Genomic DNA, 26,606 nt, shown 5'->3' on the forward strand with positions numbered 1-26,606 from the left:
AGGACTATCCATGGACCAGCACGACCCCTTCGGCTTCGTCGGACTCACGTACGACGATGTGCTGCTCCTTCCCGGGCACACCGACGTCATCCCCAGCGAGGCAGACACCTCGTCGCGGATCACTCGCCGTATCTCGGTCGCGACTCCGCTGCTCTCCAGCGCCATGGACACGGTCACCGAATCCCGCATGGCCATCGCGATGGCGCGAGAGGGCGGCATCGGCATCCTGCACCGCAACCTCTCCATCGCCGATCAGGCGGCCCACGTCGACCGCGTCAAGCGCAGCGAGTCGGGCATGATCACCGACCCGATCACGACGTCGCCCGACGCGACCGTCGAAGAGGTCGACGCGCTCTGCGCCAAGTACCGCATCTCGGGTCTGCCGGTCGTCGACCCCGACGGCCGCCTCGTCGGCATCATCACCAACCGCGACATGCGCTTCGTCTCGGGCTTCGAGCGTCAGACCACCTTCGTGAAGGACGTCATGACGTCGGAGGGTCTCGTCACCGCACCGGTGGGCGTCGCCGCCGGCGAGGTCATCGCCCTGTTCGCGCATCACCGTGTCGAGAAGCTGCCGCTCATCGATGAGGACGGCAAGCTGGCCGGTCTCATCACCATCAAGGACTTCGACAAGAGCGAGAAGTACCCGCTCGCCACGAAGGACGACCAGGGTCGTCTGCGTGTCGGCGCGGCCATCGGCTTCTTCGGCGATGCCTGGGAGCGCGCAGAGGCGCTGCGCGACGCCGGAGTCGACGTCCTCGTCGTCGACACGGCCAACGGCCAGTCACAGGGCGTGATCGACCTCGTCACGCGGCTCAAGGCGGACGAGAGCTTCGCGCACATCGACGTCATCGGCGGCAACGTCGCCACCCGCGAGGGCGCTCAGGCGCTCATCGACGCAGGTGTCGACGCGGTCAAGGTGGGCGTGGGGCCAGGCTCCATCTGCACGACGCGCGTCGTCGCCGGCGTCGGCGTGCCCCAGGTCACGGCCGTCTACGAGGCGTCGCTCGCCGCACGTCCGGCCGGCGTCCCTGTGATCGCCGACGGTGGTCTGCAGTACTCCGGCGACATCGCCAAGGCGCTCGTCGCGGGTGCTGACGCCGTGATGCTCGGCTCGCTGCTCGCCGGCACCGACGAGTCGCCGGGCGAGATCGTCTTCCAGTCGGGCAAGCAGTTCAAGCAGTACCGCGGCATGGGCTCCCTCGGGGCCATGCAGACCCGCGGCAAGCAGACCTCGTACTCGAAGGACCGCTACTTCCAGGCCGACGTGCCCAGCGACGACAAGCTGATCCCCGAGGGCATCGAGGGACAGGTGCCGTACCGCGGCCCCGTGTCGGCCGTCGCGTATCAGCTGGTCGGCGGACTGCGGCAGTCGATGTTCTACGTCGGAGCCCGCACCATCGAAGAGCTCAAGCAGCGCGGCAAGTTCGTGCGCATCACCGCGGCGGGTCTCAAGGAGTCGCACCCGCACGACGTGCAGATCGTGGTCGAGGCGCCGAACTACAAGCGCTGAGACGAATCGAGAAGGGGCCGGATGCGATCGCATCCGGCCCCTTTCTCGTCCGGCCGCGAACTCAGCTGCAGGTGTAGGTGACTCCGCCGACCTGCCACACGCCCGGACCGAGGTCGGCGCACATCGCGAACAGGTTCGCGAAGACGCTCACGAGCACGATGATGCCGATGATCCAGATGACGGTGATGACGGCGCCGACCGCGATTCCCGCGATGGCGAGGCCGCGCGGTGCCCCGGCCTTGCCGAGCCTGACGGCGGCGACGATGCTCAGGATCAGTCCGAGCGGAGCGATGACGAAGGCCAGGACGAGTCCCGCGACCGCCAGCCCCTGCCCGGCGGGGGAGGTGTACGGCGTGGGCTGTCCCGGGCCGGCCATCGGGTAGGCGGCAGGATCCACGGCGGCATCCGCCGGTCGCGCTCCGTCCCACGCGGGAGGGCTGTACTGCGGGTCTTCGGGCCGCGTCGAGTCGGTCATGGTCGCTCCGTTTCGAGAGGGGCGGCCGTCCGCAGACCGCTTTCATCCTCGAGAGTACTGAGGGAGCAGCCGTGGCCGCCATCGCGGCGGTCTGTTGATATGCCAGTATTTAGAGACACCCGCTCGACTTCCCCTCGAGCTCCCGGCGCGAAGGGCGCAGGGAGTGCCACGCCGGCCGCTGACCGGCAGGGGGACTTCCCCACTGAGAGCTGCAGATATGCCCCAGGATGCTCCCCGCGTCCTCGTCGTCGACGACGACCCAGACGTCGCCCTGCTCGTCAAGACCGTGCTCGAGAGGCGGGCCGGCTGCGAGGTCGTGGTCGCTCACGATGGCGAGTCCGCCGTCGCGCGGCTCGAGACCTTCACGCCGGACGTGGTCGTCACGGACATCGAGATGCCCGGACTCGACGGGCTGGAGCTGCTCGCGCAGCTGCGTCGGAACGACCCGCTCCTGCCGGTGGTCGTCATGACCGCGCACGTCTCGGTCGAGTACGCCGTCTCGGCTCTGCGCGCGCAGGCCGACGAGTTCCTCACCAAGCCGCTCGACAACGTGAAGCTCGTCGAGGCGGTCACCCGGCTCGTGACGGAGGGCCGCACGCGCCGCGAGGCCAACCGCACCAAAGAGGTGGTGCTCGCCATCGGCGCGCACCCCGACGATGTCGAGATCGGCGTCGGAGGACTCCTCGCCGCGCACTCCCAGGCGGGCGACTCGATCACGATCCTCACCCTCTCGCGCGGTGCGCGTGGGGGAGACGCTGACAGCAGGCAGCACGAATCGCTCGCCTCGGCGGAGATGCTCGGTGCACGACTGTTCGTCAAAGACCTCATCGACACCGAGATCTCCGGCGGCGGAGCCACGGTCCGGTTGATCGAGGAGGTCGTGCAGGAGGTCCAGCCGACGATCGTCTACACGCACTCGTCGAACGATCGGCACCAGGATCACCGAGCGGTGAGCGAGGCGACGATCGCCGCGACCCGGCGGGTCGGAACGGTCGCCTGCTACCAGAGCCCCTCGGCGACGATCGACTTCCGCCCGACGCGGTTCGTCCGCATCGACCAGTACATCGGTCAGAAGCTGCGGCTGCTCGAATGCTTCGGCTCGCAGACGGCGACCCGGGACTACCTCGAACCCGAGTTCGTGACGGCCACCGCTCGCTACTGGTCGCGCTTCGGCGGAGGATCGGCGGTCGAGCCGCTCGAGGTCGTCCGTGAGACCGCCGAGTTCATCGGCGCCCACGAACTCACACGACGGGAGAGCTGATGAGCGCGCGCGTACTCGTGACGGGCGCCGGTGGCCCGGCGGGCGTCGCCGTCATCCGCTCGCTGCTTCGTCGTGAAGACCTCGAGGTCTTCGCCGCGGACATGGACGGCTGGGCGAGCGGCATCTACCTCGTGCCGCCGACGCACCGCCGTCTCGTGCCGCCGGGGCGCGATGACGACTTCGTCTCGGCGATAGCCCGCATGGTCGAGGATGACCGGCTCGATCTCGTGATCTCCACCGTCGATGTCGAGCTGATCGCGCTCGCCGGCAGGCGCGAGGAGCTGGCTCCGGCTGTGCTCGCCGCGCCCTCGCAGGACACGCTCTCCGTCGCCCTCGACAAGCTGCTGCTCGCCGAGCGGTGCGAGTCGACCGGTCTCACGCCGCGTACTGTCCTCGCGGGCCCCGATGCGCTGGCGGTCGATTGGGAGTTCCCCGTCTTCGCCAAGCCTCGTCAGGGAGCCGGCAGCCGCGGCGTACGGCTCGTCCCCGACCGGGCGGCGCTCGAAGCGCTGCCGCAGGACGAAGGACTCATCGTGCAGGACTTCCTCCCGGGCGAGGAGTACTCGGTCGATGTGATCGCAGATGCCTCCGGCTCGGTCGTCGCGGCGGTGCCGCGGACCCGAGCCAGGGTCGACTCCGGTGTGGCCATCGCGGGGCGCACGGTGCACGACGACGAACTCGAGAACGCGGCGGCATCCATCGCCCGGGCGATCGGACTCGTCGGCGTCGCCAACGTCCAGCTCCGGCGCGACCGCGACGGCCGAGCGGTGCTCCTCGAGGTGAATCCCCGATTCCCTGGCGCGCTTCCGCTCACGATCGCCGCGGGAGTAGACATCCCCTCGCTCGTCGCCGACCTGTTCCTGGGCCGCGGGATCCCGTCGACGGTCGCCTTCCGCGAGATCGCGTCGGTGCGCTTCCTCGAGGACGTGATCGTCGAGGTCGACGAGATCCTCGTCTCCGCGCACGCGGGACATCAGGAGGAACTGTGAGTCACGCGCTGCTGCGAGGCGACCACCACGTGCATTCGACGTTCTCGGATGACGCGGTCTCCACTCTCGCCGAGAACGTCGCCGCGGCATCCGCTGCCGGTCTCACGACCGTGCGCCTGGTCGACCACGTGCGGCAGTCGACGCCCTGGGTGCCCGAGTACCTCGCGGCGGTGAGGGCGCTGCGCGTGCCCGAGGATCTGACGGTACTGACGGGAGTCGAGGCGAAGATCCTCGATGCCTCGGGAGAACTGGACATCCCCGAGCTGCCGAGCGGGATCGATCGCATCCTGATCGCCGACCACCAGTTCCCCGGAATCGACGGACCCCTCGGTCCGAGCGCCGTCCGCGAACGGCTCGACGGCGGCTGGGCCGCCGAGGACGCGCTCGATCAGCTCGTGTCGGCACTGATCGCCGCGATGCGACGTCACCCCGGCAATCAGCTCGCCCACTGCTTCTCGATCCTGCCCAAGATCGGTCTCTCCGAAGCGGAACTCGGTGCCGATCGCATCACCGCGTGGGCGACGACGGCGGCCGAGACCGACACGCAGGTCGAGGTGAACGAGAAGTGGGGCTGCCCCGGCATCCCCCTGCTCGACGCGCTGCGCAGCGCCGGCGCCGAGATCGTCGCGTCCACGGACAGCCACATCGCGTCCGACGTCGGACGCTACGCGCGCGTGACAGAGATCCTCGACCGATGGAGGGCGAGCTGATGGCCGAACTGAACTGGGTCGAGACCGTCGTCGTCGTCATCCTCCTGCTCTGCGTGCTGGTCGGCACCCTGCCGGTGATCAACACCGGGCTGCAGTTCCTCGCCCTGCCCGTGCACGCGTTCCGCAACCACTACGGCAAGGCGGCACCGCACCATCCCCGCGTCGCGGTGCTGATCCCGGCGTGGAACGAGGGCCTCGTGCTCGGCCAGGCGATCGAACGCCTGATGCAGCTCGAGTACCCGGCCGACCGCCTGCGCATCTTCGTCATCGACGATGCATCGACCGATGACACCCCCGAGGTGGTCGCCGCGAAGGCGGCGGCATTCCCCGGACGGGTCGTGCATCTGCGTCGGGACAAGGGCGGCGAGGGCAAGGCGCACACGCTCAACCACGGACTCGACATCGTGCTCGCGGACGAGTGGACCGAAGCGGTGCTGATCATGGACGCCGATGTGATCTTCGCGCGGGATTCGCTGCGCAAGATGAGCCGGCATCTCGCCGATGAGAAGGTCGGCGCCGTCACCGCGTATATCGCCGAGGGCAGTCGCGACCGCAACTACCTCACCCGGTTCATCGCGATCGAGTACGTCATCGGGCAGCTCTCGGCCCGGCGGACGCAGAACGTCGGGGGAGCGATCGCGTGCCTCGCCGGAGGTGCGCAGCTGCATTCACGCGCGAATCTCGAGGCGATCGGCGGCCGGATCCCGACGGGAACGCTCGCCGAGGACACCATGACGACCTTCGAAGGGCAGCTGGCCGGGCGCAGGATGGTGTTCGAGCCGCACGCGGTCGTGCTGGCCGAAGAGCCGCGCACGATCGACAGTCTGTGGAAGCAGCGCCTGCGGTGGGCCCGCGGCAATGTGCAGCTGACGTCGATCTACCGGCATCTGTGGTTCCGCCCGAGCCGAGTGCACAACCTCGGCAGCTTCGCCTTCGGGCTCGCGTGGTTCACCATCCTGCTGCTGCCGGCCTTCATGATCCTCGCAGCCACCGCGCTGCTCGTGCTGCTGGTCCTGCACAGCGACATCGCCGAGTTCGTGTTCCGATTCATGTGGATCGCCGCCGCGTGCATCTATCTGTTCTCGATGCTCTACGCCGTGCAGCTCGATGGGCGGATCGGCCGACAGTCGTGGCGTGAGGCGCTGATGTTCCCCGGGCTCGGCGCCCTCATCCTGATGGCGATCGCCCTGTTCCCCTGGCTGTTCGAATCGGGCCTGAACGACCTCGGGCTCGCGCTCACCGACGAGACGCGGTTGATGTGGGCTGTCGTCTTCTACCTCTGGGGACCGATCTCGATGCTCGGGATCTGGCTCGCCCGTGTCGTCGAGCCCCTGCCGGCAGGACGGTTCTTCGCCGGGCTGCTGCTCTACGTCTGCGGGTACGGCTCGCTGCTCTGCGCCATCACGGTGGACTCCTACATCAAAGAGTGGCGCCACGCCGACGCCGCGTGGATCAAGACCGAGAAGATCGGACGGGTCGACTCATGACCGAAGCACCTTCGAGAAGCGCCGAGGAGGAGGAGATCGCCGCCGACGCCCGTCGGGAGAAGCTCCTCATCCCGCAGGCCCTCCTCGCCCTGGGCGTCGTCGTCGTCATCGTGATCGTGCGAGAGCTGTTCCTGCGATGACCGCGCGGCCGCTGGCCCTCGTGGTCGAGGACAGCGCAGACCAGACGGCGCTCCTGAAGCGCTATCTCGACCGCGAGGGCTTCGACGTGTTCGCCGCGGTGGACGCCGAATCGGCGATCGCCGCATTCTCGACGATCTCACCGGTCGTCGCCGTGCTCGACCTGCTGCTGCCCGGCATCAGCGGCTCGGAGCTGGCGAGACTCATCAAGACGCGCTTCCCGGAGTGCTTCCTGATCGTGAGTTCCGTGCTCGACGTCGCCGACTACCCCGACGCCGACGCGGCACTGCCCAAGCCGATCATCGGGGCCGAACTACGGGCACTCCTCAGAGAAGTGGCACGATGACTCCGACCAGCACCGTTCAGCAGACGATGGAGCGCAGCTGGCGCCGGTACTTCGACAATCCGACGCCGCTGATGAAGCAGGGTCCCACGGCGATCGCCGTCGCGGTCGCCTCCGTCCTCATGTTCACGATCCCCGGCATCCCGGTGACCGACACCGGCGTCGCGATCTTCGGCCTCGCCACCGTCGCGGTGGTGACGGCACTCGCGGCGGTGCTCTCGGTGCGCGGGGTGTACGACGGCTGGGTCGTCATGCTCATCCCGATGATCGACATCCTCGGATTGGGTGCGATCAGGGCGGGTACCGGCGGGCCGGCATCCCTCTTCTCCTCATTCGTGCTCCTCCCGGTCATCTGGATCGCCGCAGCCCCCGGTCGCCGCCAGGTCGTGATCGTCGGTGTGTTCTCATCGATCGCGCTGCTCATGCCGAACATCATCGATCCGCCGGAAGACCCCGTGGCCTGGCTTCGCGGTGTCATCGGCCCGCTGGTGTTCGCCACCGTCGGTGCGATCGTGAACGAGCTCTCCCGACTGCAGAGACTGCGCACGGCCCAGGCCGAGGCGCATGTCGTCGAGCGCACGGCCGCTCTCGCCGCCAACGAGGCGATGCTCGAGCAGCTGAAGTCGAGCGAGCAGCAGTATCGCGCGCTCTCCGAGTCCTTCACGAGCCTGTGGAACTCCATCACCGGCCAGGCGGTCATCGCCACCGACAACTGCGGGGTGATCACGGCATGGAATCCGGGTGCGGTGCGCCTGCTCGGCATGGCGGTGCCGGACGCGCTCGCCGCCGTTCCGGTCGACCGGTTCTTCCCCTCGCACGCTCTCGCCCCGTTCGCGACCGAGGCCGCCGCCCACGCTGACGACGGGCTCCACCCCGGCCTGCGTGCGCTGTTCGACGATGCCGACGCCGGTCTGCCGGTGGACTCGCACATCGACGTGGCGACCGTCGGCGGATCGACGGTTCCCGCGCGCGTCACCGTCACTCCGTACCAGGACTCCGACGGCTCCCGACACGGTTACCTGCTGGTGATCACCGACGAGACCAGGGCGGTGGAGGTCGCGCGCATGAAGGACGAGTTCGTCGGCATGATCTCGCACGAGCTGCGGACACCGCTCAGCGCCATCATCGGCTTCCTCGACCTGCTGCAGAACGATCCCGCGCAGCCTCTGACGACCGACCAGCAGGAGTTCGTCGACATCATCGAGCGCAACGCGCAGCGCCTGCTCAACCTCGTCGGGGACCTGCTGTTCACCGCCCAGGTGGAATCGGGCCGCTTCCCGCTCGAGCGCCGAGACGCCGACGTCACCGAGCTGGTGCGCAGCGCCGTCGCATCGTCCGGCCCGCACGCGCAGCGCGAGGGCATCGAGATCGTGGCCGAGATCCCGGCGTCTCCCGTCGTGCTCTCGCTCGACTCGGGACGTATCGGACAGGCCCTCGACAACCTGCTCTCGAATGCGATCAAGTTCACCGCTGCGGGCGGGCGGGTCACCGCGGGCGTGCGTCTCGTCGACGGAGGCGTCGAGCTCTCCGTGCGCGACACCGGTGTGGGCATCCCCGAAGACGAGCAGGGCATGCTGTTCACCCGATTCTTCCGCGCGTCGACAGCGACCCGCAACGCCGTGCCCGGCGTCGGTCTGGGCCTCACGATCACCCGGGCGATCGTGCTCGCCCACGGCGGCACGATGGACGTGACGAGCAGAGAGGGCGTCGGCACCGAGTTCCGGATGCTGCTCCCGGCGGCGCCGCGCACCGAGGCGATCCAGGTGGTCGGCCGCACTCGCTGACCGGTCGGCCCGATTGCTGATAGCCTGGTCGGCTCGCCACGCGGGCGGAAGGACGGCCACGCACGGTGGGATACATAGATGTTGCGGGGGTCTCGCTGACCCTTCCCGACGGCAGACCGCTGTTGGACGAGACGAGCTTCCGCGTCGGAGCCGGGTCGACGAGCGCCCTCATCGGGCCCAACGGGGCCGGTAAGACGACGCTGCTCCGCATCATCCGAGGCGACCAGCCCGCCGATGACGGCGTCGTGACGATCGACGGCGGCCTCGGCGTGATGGACCAGTTCGTCGGCCACGGCGAGTCCGGTCAGACCGTTCACGAGCTGCTGGTGCGGGTCGCACCCCATCGCATCCGGCAGGCGGCGCAGGCTCTCGAGGCTGCGGAGGACGCGCTGATCGAGCGCGATGAGCACGACACGCAGATGGCGTATGCGACGGCGATCGCGGAGTACGCGGATGCCGGCGGCTACGAGCACGAGACGGTCTGGGACCAGTGCACGGTCGCCGCGTTGGGAGTGCCCTTCGAGCGTGCCCGCTTCCGCGATCTCACGACGCTGTCGGGTGGCGAGCAGAAGCGACTCGCTCTGGAGGCGCTGCTGCGCGGACCCGACGAGGTGCTGCTGCTCGACGAGCCGGACAACTATCTGGACGTTCCCACCAAGCGCTGGCTCGAGGAGCAGCTCAGGCAGACGCCGAAGACCGTGCTGCTGGTATCGCACGACCGGGAGCTGCTGGCCCGTGCGGTCGATCGGCTGATCACCCTCGAGCCCGGCGGCGCGGGGGCCTCGGCGTGGGTGCACGGCGGCGGATTCGCGACCTACCACCAGGCGCGCAGCGACCGCATGGACAGACTCGACGAGCTGCGCCGCCGGTGGGACGAGCAGCACGAGAAGCTGCGGACCCTCGTCGCGAACCTCAAGGTGAAGGCGTCGGCGAACGACGGATTCGCGTCGCGGTACCAGGCGGCGCAGACGCGACTGCGCAAATTCGAGGAGGCCGGACCGCCGGAGGAGCGACCCCCGGCTCAGGACTTCGACATGAGGCTGCGAGGGTCACGCACGGGCAAGCGCGCGGTGGTCGCTTTCGGGCTCGAGCTCTCCGGGCTGATGAGGCCGTTCGACGCCGAGGTCTGGTACGGCGATCGGGTCGCCGTGCTCGGGTCGAACGGATCGGGGAAGTCGCACTTCCTTCGCCTCCTCGCACGCGGGGGCAGCGATCCGGACCCGACGCTGGGTCACGTGACGTCCACCGGGGAGCAGCTCGCGACGGTCGATCACCGTGGGCAGGCCGTGCTGGGAGCGCGCGTCGTGCCGGGGCTGTTCGCGCAGACGCATGCGCATCCCGAGTTCGTCGGCCGAACGCTGCTCGAGATCCTCCACAGGGGAGACGAACGACGGGCCGGCATGCCGCGGGATGCCGCGAGCTCGGCGCTCGACCGGTACGGACTCGTGCGGCAGGCGCAGCAGACCTTCGAATCGCTGTCGGGCGGCCAGCAGGCCCGCTTCCAGGTGCTGCTGCTCGAGCTCTCCGGTGCGACGCTGCTGCTGCTCGACGAGCCGACGGACAACCTGGACATCGAGTCGGCCGAGGCGCTCGAAGACGCTCTGCGTCGTTTCGAGGGGACCGTGCTCGCGGTCACGCATGATCGCTGGTTCGCCCGCTCGTTCGACCGGTTCCTCGTGTTCGGCTCCGACGGCGAGGTGTACGAAGCCGATGCCCCCGTGTGGGACGAGCGCCGCGTGGTGCGAGCCCGCTGAGTTCAGCGCAGTCGGAACGGCTCCGCCGCGAGAGCGGAGGGATCGAGGGCCAGATCGGCGAGGGTCGCGCCCACGCCAGGGGCGAACTTGAAGCCGTGGCCGGAGAAGCCGGCGCCGACGACGATCCGCCCCGATCGGTCGAGCACGAAGGCGCTGTCATCGGTCGAGGTGTAGGTGCAGCTGATCGGCTCCGCGGATGCCGGGTCGAGGCCCGGCATCCACTCGCCCACATAGTCGGCGAGTGGATGCGCGTGCGTCACCGCGTGCGGGCGGGCATCCGGGTCGACGACGTCGCCCACGCGGTGGAACCCGACCTTGACGCCCTCGCCGGGCGTCGGCATCCCGTAGACCGTCGCCGGGTAGCGGCCGGGATCGACGTAGTGATTGAACGAGGGCCACACCGAGCCGGCGGCGGGGCGGAAGTGCGCGGGGAACTCCTCGGTGACCTCCAGGCGCGGCAGAGGGATGCCGGGAAGCATCCGCTCGGTCCAGGCGCCGGCCGCGACGACGACGACGTCCGCCCGCACGCGGGCGTCAGGCAGCACGATGTCGACGCCCTCGTCGGTCTCGTCGATCCGCGTCACGGGGGTCTCCCAGCGCACCTCGCCTCCCGCGGCGACGATCCGTCGCTCGAACTCGCCCAGCGCGGCGGATGCGCGGGCGACGCCCGCGTCGCGGGAGAAGAGCACATCGTCGCCGAAGCGCATGCCCGACCATCGCGACGATGCCTCGTGCGCCGTCAGCATCTCGGCGTGGATGCCGCGCTCGGTCAGCCGCCGTTCGATCGCGGCGACGTCGACATCTCCGTGGGTGACCAGGCCGTGCAGACGCAGCAGCGGCTCGCCGCCCACCTGCCCGAGGGCGTCCCATCCGGCGCGTGCGCGGACGAGCAGGTCGAGATAGTGGTCCTCGTCGTAGGCGTTGTTGAAGTTGCGCGTGGCGCCGTGCGAGGCGCCCTGGTGGTGGCCACGGGTGAAGCGCTCGAAGACGACGGGCTTCATCCCTCGTCGGGTGAGCTCCCACGCGGTCGCAAGGCCCATCACGCCGCCACCGACGACGGCGACCTCCACCGAATCCGACATATTGCCTCCCGACCTCTCTCTCAGTCTCCCAGCCGTCGGTGTCATCGCGTACGCCCGGTAGTCTGGGGTGGTGACCATGGAGATCGAGCTCGGCCGAGGCAAGCGTGCGCGTCGCGCGTACACGTTCGACGACATCGCGGTGGTGCCCTCGCGGCGCACCCGCAACCCGGAGGACGTGTCGACCGCCTGGACGATCGACGCCTTCGGCTTCGGGATCCCGGTGCTCGGCGCACCGATGGACTCCGTCGTGAGCCCTCAGACGGCGATCATGCTCGGGCAGCTCGGCGGACTCGGCGTCCTCGACCTCGAAGGACTGTGGACCCGTTACGAGAACCCTGAGCCCCTTCTTGCGGAGATCGCATCCCTCGGTGAGGGAGAGGCGACCGCGCGCATGCAGCAGCTCTACTCCGAGCCGATCAAGCCCGCGCTCATCACGCAGCGTCTCGCCGAGATCCGTGAAGCCGGAGTGACCGTCGCCGGATCGCTGACGCCGCAGCGCACGCAGGAGTTCTACGACACGGTCGCCGCCGCAGGGGTCGACCTGTTCGTCATCCGCGGCACCACCGTGTCGGCCGAGCACGTCTCGAGCGTCGACGAGCCACTGAATCTCAAGAAGTTCATCTACGACCTCGACGTGCCCGTCATCGTCGGAGGCGCAGCCACCTACACTGCGGCCCTGCATCTGATGCGCACGGGTGCGGCCGGTGTCCTCGTCGGCTTCGGCGGGGGAGCGGCGTCGACCACTCGTGCGACCCTCGGCATCCACGCTCCGATGGCCACGGCCGTCTCGGACGTGGCCGCGGCCCGCCGTGACTACCTCGACGAGTCCGGCGGACGCTACGTGCACGTCATCGCAGACGGTGGCGTCGGCACGTCCGGTGACATCGTCAAGGCACTCGCGATGGGTGCTGACGCGGTCATGCTCGGCGTCGCCCTCGCACGCGCCACCGATGCACCGGGTCGTGGCTTCCACTGGGGTCCCGAGGCGCATCACCCCAAGCTCCCGCGCGGTCGTCGCGTCGAGGTCGGCGGCATCGGCACGCTCGAGGAGATCCTCTACGGTCCGGCGCCCGTCGTCGACGGCACGGCGAACCTCATCGGGGCGCTGCGCAAGTCGATGGCCACCACCGGATACTCCGACCTCAAGGAATTCCAGCGGGTCGAGGTCGTCCTCGCACCGTACGAGGCCTGAGGCCCGCACCACGCCGTGACTTCTGCTGCTCTGTTCCCCCCGACTCTCCGCGAGGTCATGCTCCGGGGACGCTGGATCGGGATGCTCGTGCTGTGCCTCGTGGTGGCCGGCGTGTTCGCGTGGCTGGGGCAGTGGCAGCTCGAGCGCGCGATCGAGACCGATCCGCCGCCCGCAGGAGCGACCGAGCAGGTGCGACCGCTGACCGATGTGGTCGAGCCGGGTGCGTACCTCCCCGAGCCGCTGGTCGGGCAGAAGGTCGAGACGTCGGGGACCTGGATCCGCGATGACTTCCTCATCGTGTCGAGTCGGTTCAATGACGGCGTCGAGGGCTACTGGGTGACCGGTCAGCTGCGGGTCGCGGAGCGCACGTCGATCGCGGTCGCGATCGGCTGGACCGCCGACCGTGCCGTCGCCGAGGCGGCCGTCGAGAAGCTCGATGAGAGCGCAGAGGACGTATCCCTCGTCGGTCGGGTGATCTCGGACGAGGGGCCATCGGTGCCGCCGAAGGACGATCCCCAGCGCATGGACCGCATGTCGACCGCTGCGCTGCTCAGCCACTGGCACGACGTCGACGAGCTCGACGTGTATCGGCCGTACCTCGCCTCGATCACGGCGACGGCAGGTCTCACGGACATCTCCTCGCCTGCACCCGAGGAGCAGTCGCCGGTGAACTGGCTCAACATCTTCTATGCCGCGGAGTGGGCGATCTTCGCCGGGTTCGCCTTCTACCTCTGGTATCGACTCGCCAAGGACGCCTGGGAGCGTGAGGTCGAGGAGTTCGAGGACGCAGCGACCGCCGCCGGCGACTCCGTCTGATTCCGCCTGACCCGACCCGCATCCGCGCGGCGCATCGCGCGCATGTGAGCGGTTCGCGGTCCGATATTCCACCTTCGTCAGGGGCGGGTCCGGACGTTCGGTGAGGGCTTGGTTACCAATCGGAAAACTCCGTTGAGGTTGTCGGAGGGCCTCCGTATGCTCGCTCACATGTGCGTCGGCTGAGAGCCCGCACCGCCCGGTTTCACGAGAGCCGTCGCCAGAACACACCCGAGGAGACAACACAGATGATGTCCGCTCCCGACGCCGCGAACCATCAGGTTCCCGGGTCAGACCGCAGAAGTCGGGGGCGTCTCGGCGTTCTCGCCGCCACCTGCGTCGCCGCACTGGGCGCCAGCGCCCTGATCGCCGCGCCAGCCTCCGCAGACGTCTCGGGAACGGGGGTGGTGATCAACGAGGCCTACCTCTCCGGGGGCAGTGCCGGGGCGGCGTTCACCAACAAGTTCGTCGAGCTCTACAACCCCACGGCGGCACCCGTCACCCTCGACGGGCTCTCGCTGCAGTATCGATCCGCGACAGGAACGGGCGGTTCGAACGGCGTCGCGCCGCTGACCGGCGTCATCCCCGCCGGCGGCCACTATCTCGTGCAGGCGGGCAGCAACGGAGCCAACGGCGCAGCACTGCCGACGGCCGACGTCGTCAGCACCCTCAACCCGAGCGGAACGAACGGCACTCTCGCGCTGGTCGAGGGCACCGCGGCGGTCACACTGACCCCCGGCTCGGTCACGGGTGTCGACGGCGTCATCGACGTGCTCGGCTACGGCACCTCGAACACATTCGAGACCTCCGCCGCGACTCCTCCCACGGGCAACACCGACGTCAAGTCGCTCAACCGCACGGGCGGCAAGGACACCGACGACAACAAGGCGGACTTCAGCCTGTCGCCCACCATCACGCCGCAGAATGCGGGCACGGTTCCCGACCCCGATCCGGAGCCTGAGCCCGAGCCGACCGACGTGTCGATCGCCGACGTCCAGGGAACGACCGACGTCTCGCCGCTGAACGGCCAGACGGTCACGGTCGAGGGCATCGTCACCGCCGACTATCGGACCGGCGGCTACAAGGGCATCGTGATCCAGACCGAGGGCTCCGGCGGTGCGGTCGACGCGACCCCCGGCGCATCGGACGGCGTCTTCGTCTTCCTCAACGCGCTCGCTCCCACGCTCGCGATCGGCGATCGCGTCTCGGTCACCGGCTCGGTCAGCGAGTACTTCGGCCAGACGCAGATCAACCCGGCAGCGCTGACCGGCATCTCGGTCCTGCAGGCAGGGGTGGGCGTTCCCGAGGTCACCCCGCTTCCCGACGCCGCCGTCGGCGGCGACCGTGAGCAGTACGAGAACATGTACGTGGCCCCGGCGGGCACCTATCGCCTGGCTTCCAGCCACCAGCTCTTCAACTTCGGAACCCTCTGGCTGAACGCCGGGGCGGATCTCAACGTCAAGAGCACGGAGCTCGTGCGTCCGGGAGCAGAGGCGGCGGCGATCACCGCGGCGAACCGCGCCAACCGGATCCTGCTCGACGACGGGTGGTCGATCCAGGTCTCGAACAGCGGGCACCCCAACGACCAGCCGTACTTCACGAAGGACCTCGTCGTCCGCAACGGCGACACGGTCGACTTCAGCGAGAACGGGTACGTGCTCCAGTACGGCTTCGACGACTGGCGTCTTCAGCCGGTCGTGCCGATCGACAGCACGTCGTCCGTCGACCTGAAGGTCGGCTTCCAGCCCACGAACCCTCGCACGGACACCGCCCCGACGGTCGGCGGCGACGTGCAGGTGGCGTCGTTCAACGTCTTCAACTACTTCACGACGCTGAAGAGCGAGAACTCGAACGCACGAGGCGCGGCGAATGCTGCCCAGTTCGAGATCCAGAAGTCGAAGATCGTCGCGGCGATCAACGGCCTCGACGCCGAGATCGTGTCGCTGATGGAGATCGAGAACTCGATCAAGCTCGGCGGCTCGCTCGACGAGGCGCTGGCCGATCTGGTCGACGGGCTCAACGACGCACTCGGCAGCGCGGAGTGGGACTACGTCCGCACTCCCGCTGAGCTGAACGACTCGGCGACGACCGACTTCATCACGAGCGCGATCATCTACAAGAAGGACGCGGTCGAGACGGTCGGCGACAGCCTGACCGTGACGGACGAGAGCGTCTGGGGCAACGCCCGCGAGCCGATCGCGCAGGCCTTCGACATCGACGGACGCGTCGTCACGGTGGTGGCGAACCACTTCAAGTCGAAGTCGGCACCCGAGGGCGGCGGCGCCGAGCCGGCAGACGGCCAGGGCTTTTTCAACGCCGACCGCGTGAAGCAGGCGAACTCGCTCAAGACCTTCACCACCGAGATCGAGGAGACGACCGGCAGCAGCGACATCCTGCTGATCGGTGACTTCAACGCCTACGCGAAGGAGGACCCGATCGAGGTCTTCACGAGCGAGGGGTGGAGCGACGTCGCACGCGAGAAGGCTCCGGAACAGCACACGTACACGTTCGACGGCGAGCTCGGCTCGCTCGACCACGTGCTCGCGTCGCCGTCGCTCGCCGCATCCATCACGGGCGCGGGTGTGTGGAGCATCAACTCTCCGGAGTGGAGCGACCGCGGCTACGCGTTCGGCGCCACCGAGGCGGGAACACCGTTCCGCTCCAGCGACCACGACCCGATCATCGTCGGCGTCTCCTCCGAGGTCCCGCCGGTGAGCATCGACGTCGTCACCATGAACGACTTCCACGGTCGCATCGAGGCCGACGGCGCTGCCGCAGGCGCGGCGGTCGTCGCCGGAGCCGTGCAGCAGTTCCGTTCCGAGAACCCGAACACGATCTTCGCCGGTGTCGGCGATCTGATCGGCGCATCGACGTTCACCTCCTTCATCAACGATGACAACCCGACGATCGACGCGCTCAACGCCGCCGGCCTCGACGTCAGTGCCGCGGGCAACCACGAGTTCGACCAGGGCTGGGAGGACCTGCGCGACCGCGTGCAGGACCGCGCGGACTGGGAGTACATCTCGTCGAACGTGTTCGTCACCGAGACGGGCGAGCCCGCGCTCGCACCGGCCTGGGTGAAGGAGCTCGACGGCGTGCGCGTCGGCTTCGTCGGCGCCGTCACCGAAGACCTCGACTCGCTCGTGTCGCCTGAGGGCATCGCGGATCTCGAGGTGCGCAGCATCGTCGATTCGGTGAACGCCGTGGCCGACGACCTGCGTGACGGAGACGCGTCCAACGGCGAAGCGGATGTCGTCATCCTTCTCGTTCACGAGGGCGCGTCGAGCGTCGAGCTGTCGAGCATCACGCCGGATTCGCCCCTGGGCGAGATCGTCTACGGCGTGGACGATGACGTGAACGCGATCGTCTCGGCCCACACGCATCTCGCCTACAACCACGTGATCGACGGGCGTCCGGTCATCTCGGCCGGGCAGTACGGCGAGAACCTCGGACTGATGAACATCCAGGTCGACCCGAAGACGAAGGACCTGATCTCGATCACCAACGAGATCAAGCCCCTCACCTCGGCAGGGAAGGCGCTCTACCCGGCCGTCCCGGAGGTCGCCGACATCGTCGCGAAGGCGAAGGCTGAGGCCGACGTGCTCGGCGCGGTCAAGGTCGGAGACATCACCGCCGACTTCAACCGCGCTCGTCAGACGAACGGCTCGGAGAACCGCGGTGGGGAGTCCACCATCGGCAACTTCGTCGCCGACGTGCAGAAGTGGTCCACCGGTGCGGACATCGCGCTGATGAACCCGGGAGGCATCCGCGCCAACCTGACGTACGCCTCGTCGAACGCCAACGATCCGAACGGCAATGTCACCTACCGCGAGGCGGCCACGGTGCAGCCGTTCGCCAACACGCTGGTGACCCTGTCGCTGAGCGGCGTGCAGCTCAAGGGCGTGCTCGAAGAGCAGTGGCAGCCGGCAGGCTCGGCCCGTCCGTTCCTGAAGCTCGGCGTATCGGAGGGTCTCGTCTACACCTACGATCCGGCCGCGGCTCAGGGATCGAGGATCACGTCGATCACGCTCAACGGCACGCCGATCGACCCTGCGGCGAACTACACGGTCGCAGCGAACTCGTTCCTCGCCGGGGGTGGAGACAACTTCTTCACCTTCAAGGAGGGCTCGAGCAAGCGTGACACCGGCAAGATCGACCTGCAGTCGATGGTCGACTGGTTCGATGCGAACAAGACGGCGACCCCCGACCTCGCGCAGCGCGCGGTGGGAGTCTCGGTCAGTGCACCGGATGCCGACGGCTACAGCGCCGGCGACCAGGTGACGGTCGCTCTCTCATCGCTGGCTTTCAGTGCGGGGGAGCAGGCGCCCGGCGAGGTGACTCTGTCGCTCGGCGGCACTCAGCTCGCCGCGAGCGCCGTCGATCCCACGATCGTCGACACGACCGATGAGGCAGGGCGCGCGTCGCTCGGCTTCACGGTTCCGGCGGGTGTCTTCGGTGAGCAGCTGCTCACCGTCGCCGTCGCCGGTACCGGGACCACCGTGCAGGTGCCGTTCTCGATCACGGGGGAAGAGCCGGTCGAGTTCGCAGGATCGATCGACCTCGGTTCGTCGAAGGTGGCAGCGGGCAAGAAGCTCACGATCACCGGCGAGGGCTACCAGCCGGGTGAGACGGTGACCGTGCAGCTGCGACCGAAGAAGGGCGCAGCCCTCGACGTCGGCACCGTTCAGGTCACCGCCGACGGCACGTTCTCGACCACCGTCACGGTGCCGAAGAGCACGCAGCCGGGCAAGTACACGGTCGCGGTCGCTCAGGCCGACGGCGATGAGGCGACGGCCACCGTCACCGTCAACCGCGCGGGCGGCATCATCGGCGGCATCATCGACTGGCTGTGGGACCTCATCTCCGGCTGGTTCTGACCTCGATAGGCGGCACGCCCGCCTGACACGCACGAAGGCCGTCGGGAGTGATCCCGGCGGCCTTCGTCGTTCCCGTGGTTCGTCAGGGTGCCGCGTTGCAGCGCGGAGGAGGGATGTTATGGTGCTGGCATGGGGGTAGCAGTCGAGGTCGATTTCGACCAGATCCAGACCATGATCGATGTCCTGCTCGGGTCGCTTTCCGATCTGCGGGCCGAGGGTGCCGCTCTCGACAGCGCTTCGCAGGTGATGCTCGCAGGTTGGGACGGCGAAGCTGCAGACGCCTACGAGAGTCGGCACGACCAGTGGCAAGCGGACCATGCCTACAGTCTCGACGCATGACTCCCTCAGACGACCTGACCGCCCGCATCGACGACTTCATCGGACGAGGTGACTCGGAGTCTCGCGCATCCGTGCTCTCGGGGGTTCTCTCGTCCACCGCCCTGCCCTCGTGGCCCCAGCCCTCGTTCGCCTCATGAGCGGCGGCGGACCCGTTGCGCCGGGCTGGTACGACGTCCATCGACGCACCCAGAGGTGGTGGGACGGTCGCCAATGGACGGAGAACGTCATCCATCACGGGCGACCGATCACGGCCACGGCACTTCGCACAGAGACGACCAGGATGCAGTGGATGTGGGTCGGAGTCGGCGTGGTCGCCTGGGCGGCGTTCCTGGTCTTCTCGTTCGCCTTCGGGGCGAGCGCGGCGTTCGCGCTCGCCCTGCTGCCGGTCGCCGGCACGGCGGCGATCGTCGCCGCCGCGATCACCGGGTCGCGCCTGATCGCGGCTGTTCCCCCCACCCCCGGTGGCCCGGTCGCCTCCCGATGACGAGAGCGGTCAGGCTGAGGGGCTGATGACCTCGACCTCTGCCTGCGCGAGAGCGGCGGCGAACGCCGGCGCCGGGGACGAATCCGTCACCAGGTAGTCGGCTCGGTCGAGCGTGGTGACCTGAGCGAACAGGCGTCGGCCGAACTTCGACGAGTCGGCGAGGATCGCGGTGCGCTCGGCCCGCTGGATCATCTCGGCCATCATGTTCGCGTCCCCCATGTTCGACGTCGAGAACCCGGCCTCGTCGATGGCGCCCACGGCGATCAGTGCCAGATCGCAGCGGATGTCCACTTCCGGGCCGCCCGGGGTCATCATGAACGCGACGGGTCCGGTGGTGGCCTGGGTGATCGCCCGCACGGCCCCGCCGAACACGTAGAGGTCGCGGAAGGCGGATGGCGAGATCTCCGCGGGGATCCGCAGGTTGTTCGTGGCGATCGTCAGGTCGCGATGGTTGCGAAGCGCCCGAGCGAGAGCCAGCGTCGTCGTTCCGGCGTTGAGCATCACCACCGCTCCGTCGTCGATGAGTCCCGCCGCGAGACGCGCAATCGTCTCCTTCTCCTCCGTCTGCAGCCGGAGACGGACGTCGAGCGCCCGGTCCTTGAGCTGCCCCTCGGCGCTGACCGCTCCGCCGTGGGTGCGGATGACGACGCCCTCTCGGTCGAGCTGATCGAGGTCCCGACGGATCGTGTCGATCGAGACGTGGAAGTGCTCTGCGAGACCTCCGACGGTCACTTCGCCGACCTGTTCGACGTAGGCGGCGAGGTCGGCTTTGCGGCCGGCGGGGAGTCGACGCTTGGGCGACGGAGTTGCTTCCATGCAGACATCTCTAGCACAGGTGCGCAGATAAACCGGCAGACTTCGGCAGAGATCGGCATCCGACGTATCCACGCGACCAACTTGGTTTTCGCCGTGACAATGCGGGTACAGTCGTGAAATCTGTAGTTACAAGTCGAAATAGATGCAGAGAATGCTTGACGATCTCGCAAACTACGGCATAACATTGCTCAAAACCGCATGAACAAGCATTGAAGCGCGAATGCGGCACGATCTCGAAGAGGAGAAGTGATGATCACAGTGGGGCGAGGGCGACGCATTCTGAAGCTCGCCGGCGCAGCGACAGCAGCCGTGACAGTCCTGGCCGTGGCAGGGTGCGCGGCAGGCGACAGCGGAACCGATGGAGGGGATGGCGGAGACGTCACCATCGAGTTCGCCCAGTGGTGGGAGCCCGAGCTCCCCGACGGTGAGTTCCGGGCGCTCATCGACGAATTCGAGGACGCCAACCCGGGCGTCACGGTCAAGCTCGTGAGCGGACCGTACGCATCGACCAAGGAGCAGCTGTTCGCGGGAGCGGCCTCCGGCACCATGCCGGACGTCGTCGGCCTCGACGGCGCGTGGGTCAACGACTTCGCCTCTCAGGGAGTGATCGCAGACCTCACCGCACTCATGGAGGAGTACGACTACGACGACAGCGAGCTGGCGAGCCAGATCCAGGTCGACGACAGCACATACATGATCCCGGTGGTGAACTTCGTCTACCCGATGTTCACCAACGACACGCTGCTGGCAGATGCGGGCGTCACCGCCCCGCCGGCCACGCGCACGGAGTTCGCCGACGCGGCATCGAAGGTCTCGGCGCTCGGCGGCGACGTGTCGGGCTGGGTGCTCCCGCTCTCCCTGGAAGCGCCGAACGGCGTGCAGAACGACGTCATGTCGTGGGTGTGGGCCTCCGGAGGCTCGATGCTCGAAGACGGTCAGCCCGATCTGACGAACGACGATGTGACGTCGGCGGTCGACTTCATCGGCGGCATGTGGGATGACGGCTCGATCGCCTCCGGTTCCTTCACGATGAAGGAGCAGGACAAGGTCGAGGAGTTCACCAACGGTCGTGTCGGCATGATGATCGACTCGCTCGCGCACATCAACCTGATCCGCGAGACGAACCCCGATCTGAAGTTCTCGATCTCGGCGCTGCCGGCCGAGGACGGATACGACGGCGAGCGCGGCATCCCCTACGCATCCTGGGGCATCGGCGTCGCCGAGAACTCGGAGCACAAGGAGGCGGCATTCAAGCTGGTCGAGTTCCTCATGAGCGAGCAGACCAACTCGGAGCTCTCGACGATGGCGAACGCGTTCCCCGGCAACTCGAAGTCGGTCCCCGGGTTCGTCGAGGACGATGAGCTGTTCAAGACGGCGTTCGAGATCTACCAGGCGGGCTACCCGGCGAACGAGTTCACCGGGCTCCCCGTGGCGGAGGAGCTGATGCGTCAGCTCGGCGAGCAGCTGCAGTCGGCCTTCGACGGTCAGCAGTCGATCGACGACGCGCTCAAGAAGGCGCAGGACGCGTGGGTCGCGGAGTTCTGATCTCCCACGACCCGCATTGAACGGGGTGCCGCATCGCTCCCGATGCGATGCGGCACCCGACCAACCAAGGAGCCACGCTTCCCATGAGCCTGAGAACGTCCGACGACACCGAGGTGATCGTCACCGGAGTCGCGCTGTCGCGTCGCCGACGGCAGCTGCGCAAGACGACCGAGTCGTACGCCTTCCTCTCGCCGACCATCATCCTGCTGTTCGTGCTGATGATCGTGCCGATCGTCATGGTGATCGGCTATTCGTTCCAGGACAACGTGATCCTGAACAAGTCGCCCGAGTTCGTCGGCATCGGCAACTACGTCGAGATCCTGTCGGATCCGCGCTTCTGGAAGGCGACGGGCAACACCATCCTCTTCACGGTGACGAGCGTGGTGGCGCACCTGGTGCTCGGTCTCGCCTTCGCGATGATGCTCAACAGCCCGCTGCTCGGTCGGTTCTCACGGTCCTTCTTCCGGGCCCTGTACGTGCTGCCGTGGCTGTTCACGGTCGCCGTGATCGCCGTGCTGTGGCGGATGCTGCTGGCCCCGAACGGTGTGGTGAACTTCCTGCTCAACACCGACATCGAATGGCTCGCATCGCCGCAGCTCGCGCTCGGCACCATCATCTTCATCAATATCTGGGCGGGATACCCCTTCTTCATGGTCAGCCTGCTGGCCGGCCTCCAGGGCATCCCGAATGAGCTGAACGAGGCTGCCACCGTCGATGGCGCGGGTGCCGTGCAGCGCTTCTGGAACGTCACCATCCCGCAGCTGCGTCCCATCATCGTCAGCCTCGTGCTGCTCGACCTGATCTGGACGTCGCAGCAGTTCGCGCTCATCTGGATGACCACGGGTGGCGGACCGATCGACGTGACCGAGGTGCTCAGCACCTTCACCTACAAGCTCGCCTTCGCGAAGTACGACTTCTCGCTCGCGGCGACCTCCGCCGTGCTGGTCCTGCTCATGTCGATGGTGCTCGCCGTCTTCTACGTCCGTCACCAGAAAGCGAGGGACTGACCATGGCTCTCACCGTGCAGAACCAGCGCCGCGTCGCCAAGACCGGGGTCATGATCGGCCTCATCCTCGGAGCAGTGTTCGCCGCAGGGCCCGTGCTGTGGATGCTGTCGAGCTCGTTCAAGTCGAACACGCAGATCTTCGAACTGCCTCCTCGTCTGGTCACCGACACGTTCTCGTTCGACGCCTACATCGCGATCTTCACGAACCCCGAGACGATGCGGTTCTTCTTCAACAGCTACGTCGTCGCGGGCTCCGTCACGATCCTCACCCTCCTCGTCGCGATCCAGGCGGCGTACGCGTTCAGCCGGTTCGACTTCCGGGGCAAGCGCATCCTCAACGTGGTCATCGTCAGCGTGCAGGCCGTACCACCCATCACCCTGCTGATCCCGTACTTCGGTCTGATGGTGGCGCTCGGGCTGTACAACTCGTACCTCGGGCTGATCCTCACCTACATGGTGTTCACGCTGCCCTACGCGATCATCATGATGACCGGCTACTTCAACACCCTCCCCAAGGAGCTCGACGAGGCCGTCCGCGTCGACGGCGCCGGATCCATGACCGCCCTGTGGCGCATCCTCGTGCCGATCTCGATCCCCGGGATCGTGTCCGTCGGCATCTACACGTTCATGATCGCGTGGAACGAGTACCTCTTCGCTCTCACCCTCACCCGCACGATCGACATGCGCACGGTGCCCATCGGCATCCAGCTGCTCATGGGGCAGCACTCGTACGAGTGGAACCAGATCATGGCGATGAGCGTGCTCGGCTCGATCCCGGTCCTCATCCTCTTCCTCATCTTCCAGCGGTACTTCATCAGCGGTCTCACGGCGGGGTCCGTGAAGAGCTGACGTCGTCCCGACGGATCCACGACCACCACGAAACAGGAGAAATCACGTGCTCTACACCGGCAAATCCATCCTCGATGTCGCCAATGCCAACAACTTCGCCATCCCGGCGTTCAACATCAGCGACTGGGCGATGTTCAACGGAATCATGGACATCAGCGAGGAGAAGGCCGCTCCGGTCATCATCGCGATCCACCCCGACGAGGTGTCGCACATCACCACCGACCTCATCCCCGCGATGCACGCCCGCGCCCACCGGTCGAGCGTGCCCGTCGCGATCCACTGGGACCACGGCGGAAGCTACGAGGAGATCATCTCGGCCATCAAGGCCGGCTTCACCTCGGTCATGATCGACGCATCGCTGCTGCCGTTCGATGAGAACGTCGCGCTCACGCGCAAGGTGGTCGACGCGGCGCACGCCGTCGGCATCCAGGTCGAGGGTGAACTCGGCACGATCGGCGCCAACGACAGCTACGGCGAGTCGGGAGCGGCCGAGATCATCTACACGAACCCGGAAGACGCGGTGCGCTTCGTCGAGGAGACCGGCGTCGACAGTCTCGCCATCGCGATCGGCACGTCGCACGGCCTGTACCCGAGCGACAAGAACCCTGAGCTGCGTCACGACCTGCTCGAGCAGATCAAGGCCGCGGTCGGCATCCCGCTCGTGCTGCACGGCGGATCCTCGAACCCGGATGCGGAACTCCGCCGCGCCGTCGAGCTGGGTGTGAACAAGATCAACATCTCGAGCGACATCAAGGTCTCGTACCACAACCGCATGCGCGAGATCCTCGGCACCGATCAGCGTCTGCGCGAGCCGAACGCGATCCAGCCGGCGGCGCTCGAGGCCATGAAAGCCACCGCTGCTGAGAAGATCGAGCTGTTCGGTGCGGACGGCAAGGCGTCGCTGTACTGAATCCCGGATCTCGGAAGGATGATCGGCGACGTGGGCAGAACTCTCGTACTCGGACTCGGCGGCACCGTCGACTACGAGCTGAAGTGGGATTCGTCGGTGTTCGACAGGCTGGCGCACGCGCACGGAGTGCGGCGGCACGAGCTCACCACCACGGCGCCGATCACCGACGAACGGTCGTTGCTGGTGGCGGTGCTCGCGTTCGTCGCCTCGGGGACCGGGGCGGAGCGTTTCGTCGCCTCGTCCGAGGTGATCGAGGACTTCGTGTCGCACTTCGAGCACGCGATCACGCTCGGTGGCACCGGTGTGCGAGCGGGGCTCGTGCTCGACGCCCTCGGCATCCCGAGCGTGCAGCACCTCGTCAGCATCGACGACAACGTCCGTCGTCTGCTGCCGGACACGATCTCGTACATCTGCTCGGCGACCGAGGACACCCTCGACCCGCATCTGATCGTGCAGTATCCGGTCGGCGCGCACGTGCGCCTCACGGACGGCGACGTCCTGTCGCCCGCGCCCAATCGGCTGATCTTCGCGAACGATCCGCCGAACCGGAGGATGCTGCTCGCCACCGATCTGCCGACGACGCTGTCGGACGCGGGCGTCTTCCTCGTCTCGGGATTCAACACGATGCAGGATCACGACCTGCTGGAGCTCCGGCTCGCCGAGGTGCAGGGCGCGATGCGCAGCCTCCCCGACGACGCGCTCGTCTACTACGAGGACGCGGGCTTCTACACGCGCGATTTCGCCGACACCGTGCGCCGCCATCTGCTGCCGCAGATCCATGTCTACGGCATGAACGAGGATGAGCTGCAGGAGTACCTCGGACGCGCGGTGAACCTCCTCGACACCGACGACGTCATCCGCGCCCTCCGCGCGGTGCACGCGATCATCCCCGCGCGGGCACTCGTCGTACACACCCGCTACTGGGCTATCGCCATCGGACCGGATGCCGCCCGGCACGGTGCCGCCCTCGACTCCGCCGTCCGCGTCGCCGCCACCCGCTACCGCGTGGGTGACGGCCTGACCGCCGCGGACGTCGACGACACCGATGCGATGCCCCGCCACGGGGGAGGGGAGGCGCTCGTCGCCGCCGTCGAGGCCGGTCTGCCCGGTTCCGTCGGGGTCGCCGCATTCTCGCTCGATGTCGCCACCCCGACGACCGTCGGGCTCGGCGACACGTTCGTCGGCGGCTTCCTCGCCGGAGCCGTGCGATCGAAGGAGAACGTGTGAACCCGATCCTGCTGCCGTCCAACCGGCCCGCCGAGCGCTTCTACCGCGGCGGTGCGCGCATCAGCGCCTTCCGCGGCGAAGCCAGTGACGCTCCCCGCGAGCCGGAGGACTGGATCGGCTCGACGACCACGGTCAACGGCGAGCCCCTGCTCGGGCTCACCACGCTCCCGGACGGCCGCGTGCTGCGTGACGTGATCGAGCACGATCCGACGGCCTGGCTGGGCGATGCCCACGTCGCACGGTGGGGTGTGGACACGCGACTGCTCGTGAAGCTGTTGGACGCGGGGCAGCGACTGCCGGTGCATGCACACCCGCACGACGACTTCGCAGCGACGCATCTCGGTCGAGCACACGGCAAGGCAGAGGCGTGGTACATGCTGCAGGGCGGCACGGTGCATGTCGGACTTCGGGAGGACGTCGATGCCGCGGCGCTCGCCGACCTCGTGGATCGGCAGGACGTGGACGCACTGCTCGGTCTGCTGCACGAGGTGGAGGTCGCTGCGGGCGACGTCGTCTGGGTGCCGCCGGGCGAACTGCACGCGATCGGCGCCGGCATCCTGCTGCTCGAACTCCAGCAGCCCGAAGATCTGTCGATCCTTCTCGAGTGGGACGGCTTCGCGATCGACGGTGCCGAGGCCGGGCATCTCGGCCTCGGCTTCGAGCTGGCGCTGGCCGCGGTGAACACCCGTGGGCGCTCGGCGGCCGACCTGGATGCGCTGATCGGAACCGCCCCCGATTCCGGTTCCGTCTTTCCAGCCGCCGCGGACGAGTACTTCCGACTCGAGCGGATCCCCGTCGACGGCTCGACCGTCGTCGGTCGCGGCTTCTCGATCGTGATCGTGAGCGGCGGTGACATCGAGATCGACGGACGGAGACTCCGCATCGGTTCCTCGCTGCTCGTGCCGGACGCGGCTGGGGTGCTCGAGGCGACGGGCGCGGGCGAGCTTCTCGTCGCCCGCCCGCCCGCGCCCTGACTCGGAATCGACGCGGACTCTCCCCGGCTAGACTGGAG

At 67.9% G+C, this 26,606-nt stretch carries 24 protein-coding genes; 21 read left to right on the forward strand and 3 right to left on the reverse strand.

Annotation, left to right across the window (positions count from 1 at the left end; all coding sequences use genetic code 11):
• The first annotated feature begins 10 nt into the window (after positions 1-10).
• Entirely contained in the window at positions 11-1,513 is a 1,503-nt protein-coding gene (gene guaB, locus SOM10_RS16115; protein ID WP_053098958.1) for an IMP dehydrogenase, read from the forward strand.
• A 61-nt stretch (positions 1,514-1,574) separates the two neighbouring features.
• On the opposite strand, the gene SOM10_RS16120 is transcribed toward guaB, so the two are convergent.
• Complete coding sequence (locus tag SOM10_RS16120; protein WP_056277275.1) at positions 1,575-1,988, reverse strand: hypothetical protein; 414 nt, start codon at positions 1,986-1,988, stop codon at positions 1,575-1,577.
• Between the two features lie 217 nt (positions 1,989-2,205).
• Here SOM10_RS16120 and SOM10_RS16125 point away from each other — a divergent pair, with 217 nt between their 5' ends.
• The 8 genes from SOM10_RS16125 to SOM10_RS16160 all read left to right on the forward strand — a co-directional run bounded on the left by SOM10_RS16125 (position 2,206) and on the right by SOM10_RS16160 (position 10,454).
• Positions 2,206-3,249: a response regulator gene (locus SOM10_RS16125; RefSeq protein ID WP_053098960.1), complete on the forward strand. Its 1,044-nt coding sequence runs from the start codon at positions 2,206-2,208 to the stop codon at positions 3,247-3,249.
• Positions 3,249-4,238 (forward strand): ATP-grasp domain-containing protein, encoded by a 990-nt coding sequence (locus SOM10_RS16130; protein ID WP_320491093.1) that lies wholly within the window; start codon positions 3,249-3,251, stop codon positions 4,236-4,238. Before SOM10_RS16125 ends, SOM10_RS16130 begins: the two co-directional genes overlap by 1 nt.
• A complete protein-coding gene (locus SOM10_RS16135) occupies positions 4,235-4,948 on the forward strand; it encodes a PHP domain-containing protein (RefSeq protein ID WP_320491095.1) in 714 nt (237 codons plus the stop codon). Before SOM10_RS16130 ends, SOM10_RS16135 begins: the two co-directional genes overlap by 4 nt.
• Positions 4,933-6,435: a glycosyltransferase family 2 protein gene (locus tag SOM10_RS16140; RefSeq protein WP_235567436.1), complete on the forward strand. Its 1,503-nt coding sequence runs from the start codon at positions 4,933-4,935 to the stop codon at positions 6,433-6,435. Before SOM10_RS16135 ends, SOM10_RS16140 begins: the two co-directional genes overlap by 16 nt.
• Entirely contained in the window at positions 6,432-6,575 is a 144-nt protein-coding gene (locus tag SOM10_RS16145) for a hypothetical protein (RefSeq protein WP_200955156.1), read from the forward strand. The genes SOM10_RS16140 and SOM10_RS16145 overlap by 4 nt, the downstream gene beginning before the upstream one ends.
• Entirely contained in the window at positions 6,572-6,919 is a 348-nt protein-coding gene (locus SOM10_RS16150) for a response regulator transcription factor (protein WP_053098963.1), read from the forward strand. The genes SOM10_RS16145 and SOM10_RS16150 overlap by 4 nt, the downstream gene beginning before the upstream one ends.
• Positions 6,916-8,700, forward strand: a complete 1,785-nt coding sequence (locus SOM10_RS16155; RefSeq protein ID WP_320491099.1) for a PAS domain-containing sensor histidine kinase — start codon at positions 6,916-6,918, stop codon at positions 8,698-8,700. The genes SOM10_RS16150 and SOM10_RS16155 overlap by 4 nt, the downstream gene beginning before the upstream one ends.
• 65 nt (positions 8,701-8,765) lie before the next feature.
• Positions 8,766-10,454 carry an ABC-F family ATP-binding cassette domain-containing protein gene (locus SOM10_RS16160; RefSeq protein ID WP_320491100.1) on the forward strand — a complete coding sequence of 563 codons (1,689 nt, stop codon included), beginning with the start codon at positions 8,766-8,768 and terminating at the stop codon, positions 10,452-10,454.
• A 2-nt stretch (positions 10,455-10,456) separates the two neighbouring features.
• On the opposite strand, the gene SOM10_RS16165 is transcribed toward SOM10_RS16160, so the two are convergent.
• Positions 10,457-11,536 (reverse strand): FAD-dependent oxidoreductase, encoded by a 1,080-nt coding sequence (locus SOM10_RS16165; protein WP_320491102.1) that lies wholly within the window; start codon positions 11,534-11,536, stop codon positions 10,457-10,459.
• A 76-nt stretch (positions 11,537-11,612) separates the two neighbouring features.
• On the opposite strand from SOM10_RS16165, the gene SOM10_RS16170 reads away from it, so the two are divergent.
• From SOM10_RS16170 to SOM10_RS16195, 6 genes are all read left to right on the forward strand, one after another.
• Positions 11,613-12,728 carry a GuaB3 family IMP dehydrogenase-related protein gene (locus SOM10_RS16170; RefSeq protein ID WP_053098967.1) on the forward strand — a complete coding sequence of 372 codons (1,116 nt, stop codon included), beginning with the start codon at positions 11,613-11,615 and terminating at the stop codon, positions 12,726-12,728.
• 57 nt (positions 12,729-12,785) lie between these two features.
• Positions 12,786-13,544 (forward strand): SURF1 family protein, encoded by a 759-nt coding sequence (locus SOM10_RS16175; RefSeq protein ID WP_082298004.1) that lies wholly within the window; start codon positions 12,786-12,788, stop codon positions 13,542-13,544.
• Between the two features lie 245 nt (positions 13,545-13,789).
• Entirely contained in the window at positions 13,790-18,418 is a 4,629-nt protein-coding gene (locus SOM10_RS16180; RefSeq protein ID WP_320491104.1) for an ExeM/NucH family extracellular endonuclease, read from the forward strand.
• Positions 18,419-18,547: 129 nt separating this feature from the next.
• Positions 18,548-18,757, forward strand: coding sequence for a WXG100 family type VII secretion target (locus tag SOM10_RS16185; RefSeq protein ID WP_056277292.1), 210 nt, complete (start codon positions 18,548-18,550; stop codon positions 18,755-18,757).
• On the forward strand, positions 18,754-18,894 hold the full coding sequence (locus tag SOM10_RS16190) for a hypothetical protein (RefSeq protein WP_320491108.1): 141 nt from the start codon (positions 18,754-18,756) through the stop codon (positions 18,892-18,894). Before SOM10_RS16185 ends, SOM10_RS16190 begins: the two co-directional genes overlap by 4 nt.
• Positions 18,891-19,241: a DUF2510 domain-containing protein gene (locus tag SOM10_RS16195; protein ID WP_320491110.1), complete on the forward strand. Its 351-nt coding sequence runs from the start codon at positions 18,891-18,893 to the stop codon at positions 19,239-19,241. The genes SOM10_RS16190 and SOM10_RS16195 overlap by 4 nt, the downstream gene beginning before the upstream one ends.
• Positions 19,242-19,250: 9 nt before the next feature.
• Here SOM10_RS16195 and SOM10_RS16200 read toward each other — a convergent pair whose 3' ends face one another.
• The gene (locus SOM10_RS16200; RefSeq protein ID WP_053098975.1) at positions 19,251-20,057 is read right to left on the reverse strand and encodes a DeoR/GlpR family DNA-binding transcription regulator; all 807 of its coding nucleotides are present in this window, start codon (positions 20,055-20,057) and stop codon (positions 19,251-19,253) included.
• 249 nt (positions 20,058-20,306) lie between these two features.
• Between SOM10_RS16200 and SOM10_RS16205 the strand changes: the two genes are divergently transcribed.
• The 6 genes from SOM10_RS16205 to SOM10_RS16230 all read left to right on the forward strand — a co-directional run bounded on the left by SOM10_RS16205 (position 20,307) and on the right by SOM10_RS16230 (position 26,568).
• A complete protein-coding gene (locus tag SOM10_RS16205; protein WP_056277298.1) occupies positions 20,307-21,602 on the forward strand; it encodes an ABC transporter substrate-binding protein in 1,296 nt (431 codons plus the stop codon).
• An 83-nt stretch (positions 21,603-21,685) separates the two neighbouring features.
• A complete protein-coding gene (locus SOM10_RS16210) occupies positions 21,686-22,609 on the forward strand; it encodes a carbohydrate ABC transporter permease (protein WP_053098977.1) in 924 nt (307 codons plus the stop codon).
• Between the two features lie 2 nt (positions 22,610-22,611).
• Complete coding sequence (locus SOM10_RS16215; RefSeq protein ID WP_053098978.1) at positions 22,612-23,457, forward strand: carbohydrate ABC transporter permease; 846 nt, start codon at positions 22,612-22,614, stop codon at positions 23,455-23,457.
• 46 nt (positions 23,458-23,503) lie between these two features.
• Complete coding sequence (locus SOM10_RS16220; protein WP_053098979.1) at positions 23,504-24,367, forward strand: ketose-bisphosphate aldolase; 864 nt, start codon at positions 23,504-23,506, stop codon at positions 24,365-24,367.
• 30 nt (positions 24,368-24,397) lie between these two features.
• A complete protein-coding gene (locus SOM10_RS16225; RefSeq protein WP_320491114.1) occupies positions 24,398-25,594 on the forward strand; it encodes an ADP-dependent glucokinase/phosphofructokinase in 1,197 nt (398 codons plus the stop codon).
• Positions 25,591-26,568, forward strand: coding sequence for a carbohydrate kinase (locus SOM10_RS16230; protein WP_320491116.1), 978 nt, complete (start codon positions 25,591-25,593; stop codon positions 26,566-26,568). Before SOM10_RS16225 ends, SOM10_RS16230 begins: the two co-directional genes overlap by 4 nt.
• The last annotated feature ends 38 nt before the right edge of the window (positions 26,569-26,606 follow it).

It is taken from the genome of Microbacterium sp. CFBP9023 (genome assembly GCF_034045055.1).
Lineage (GTDB): Bacteria > Actinomycetota > Actinomycetes > Actinomycetales > Microbacteriaceae > Microbacterium.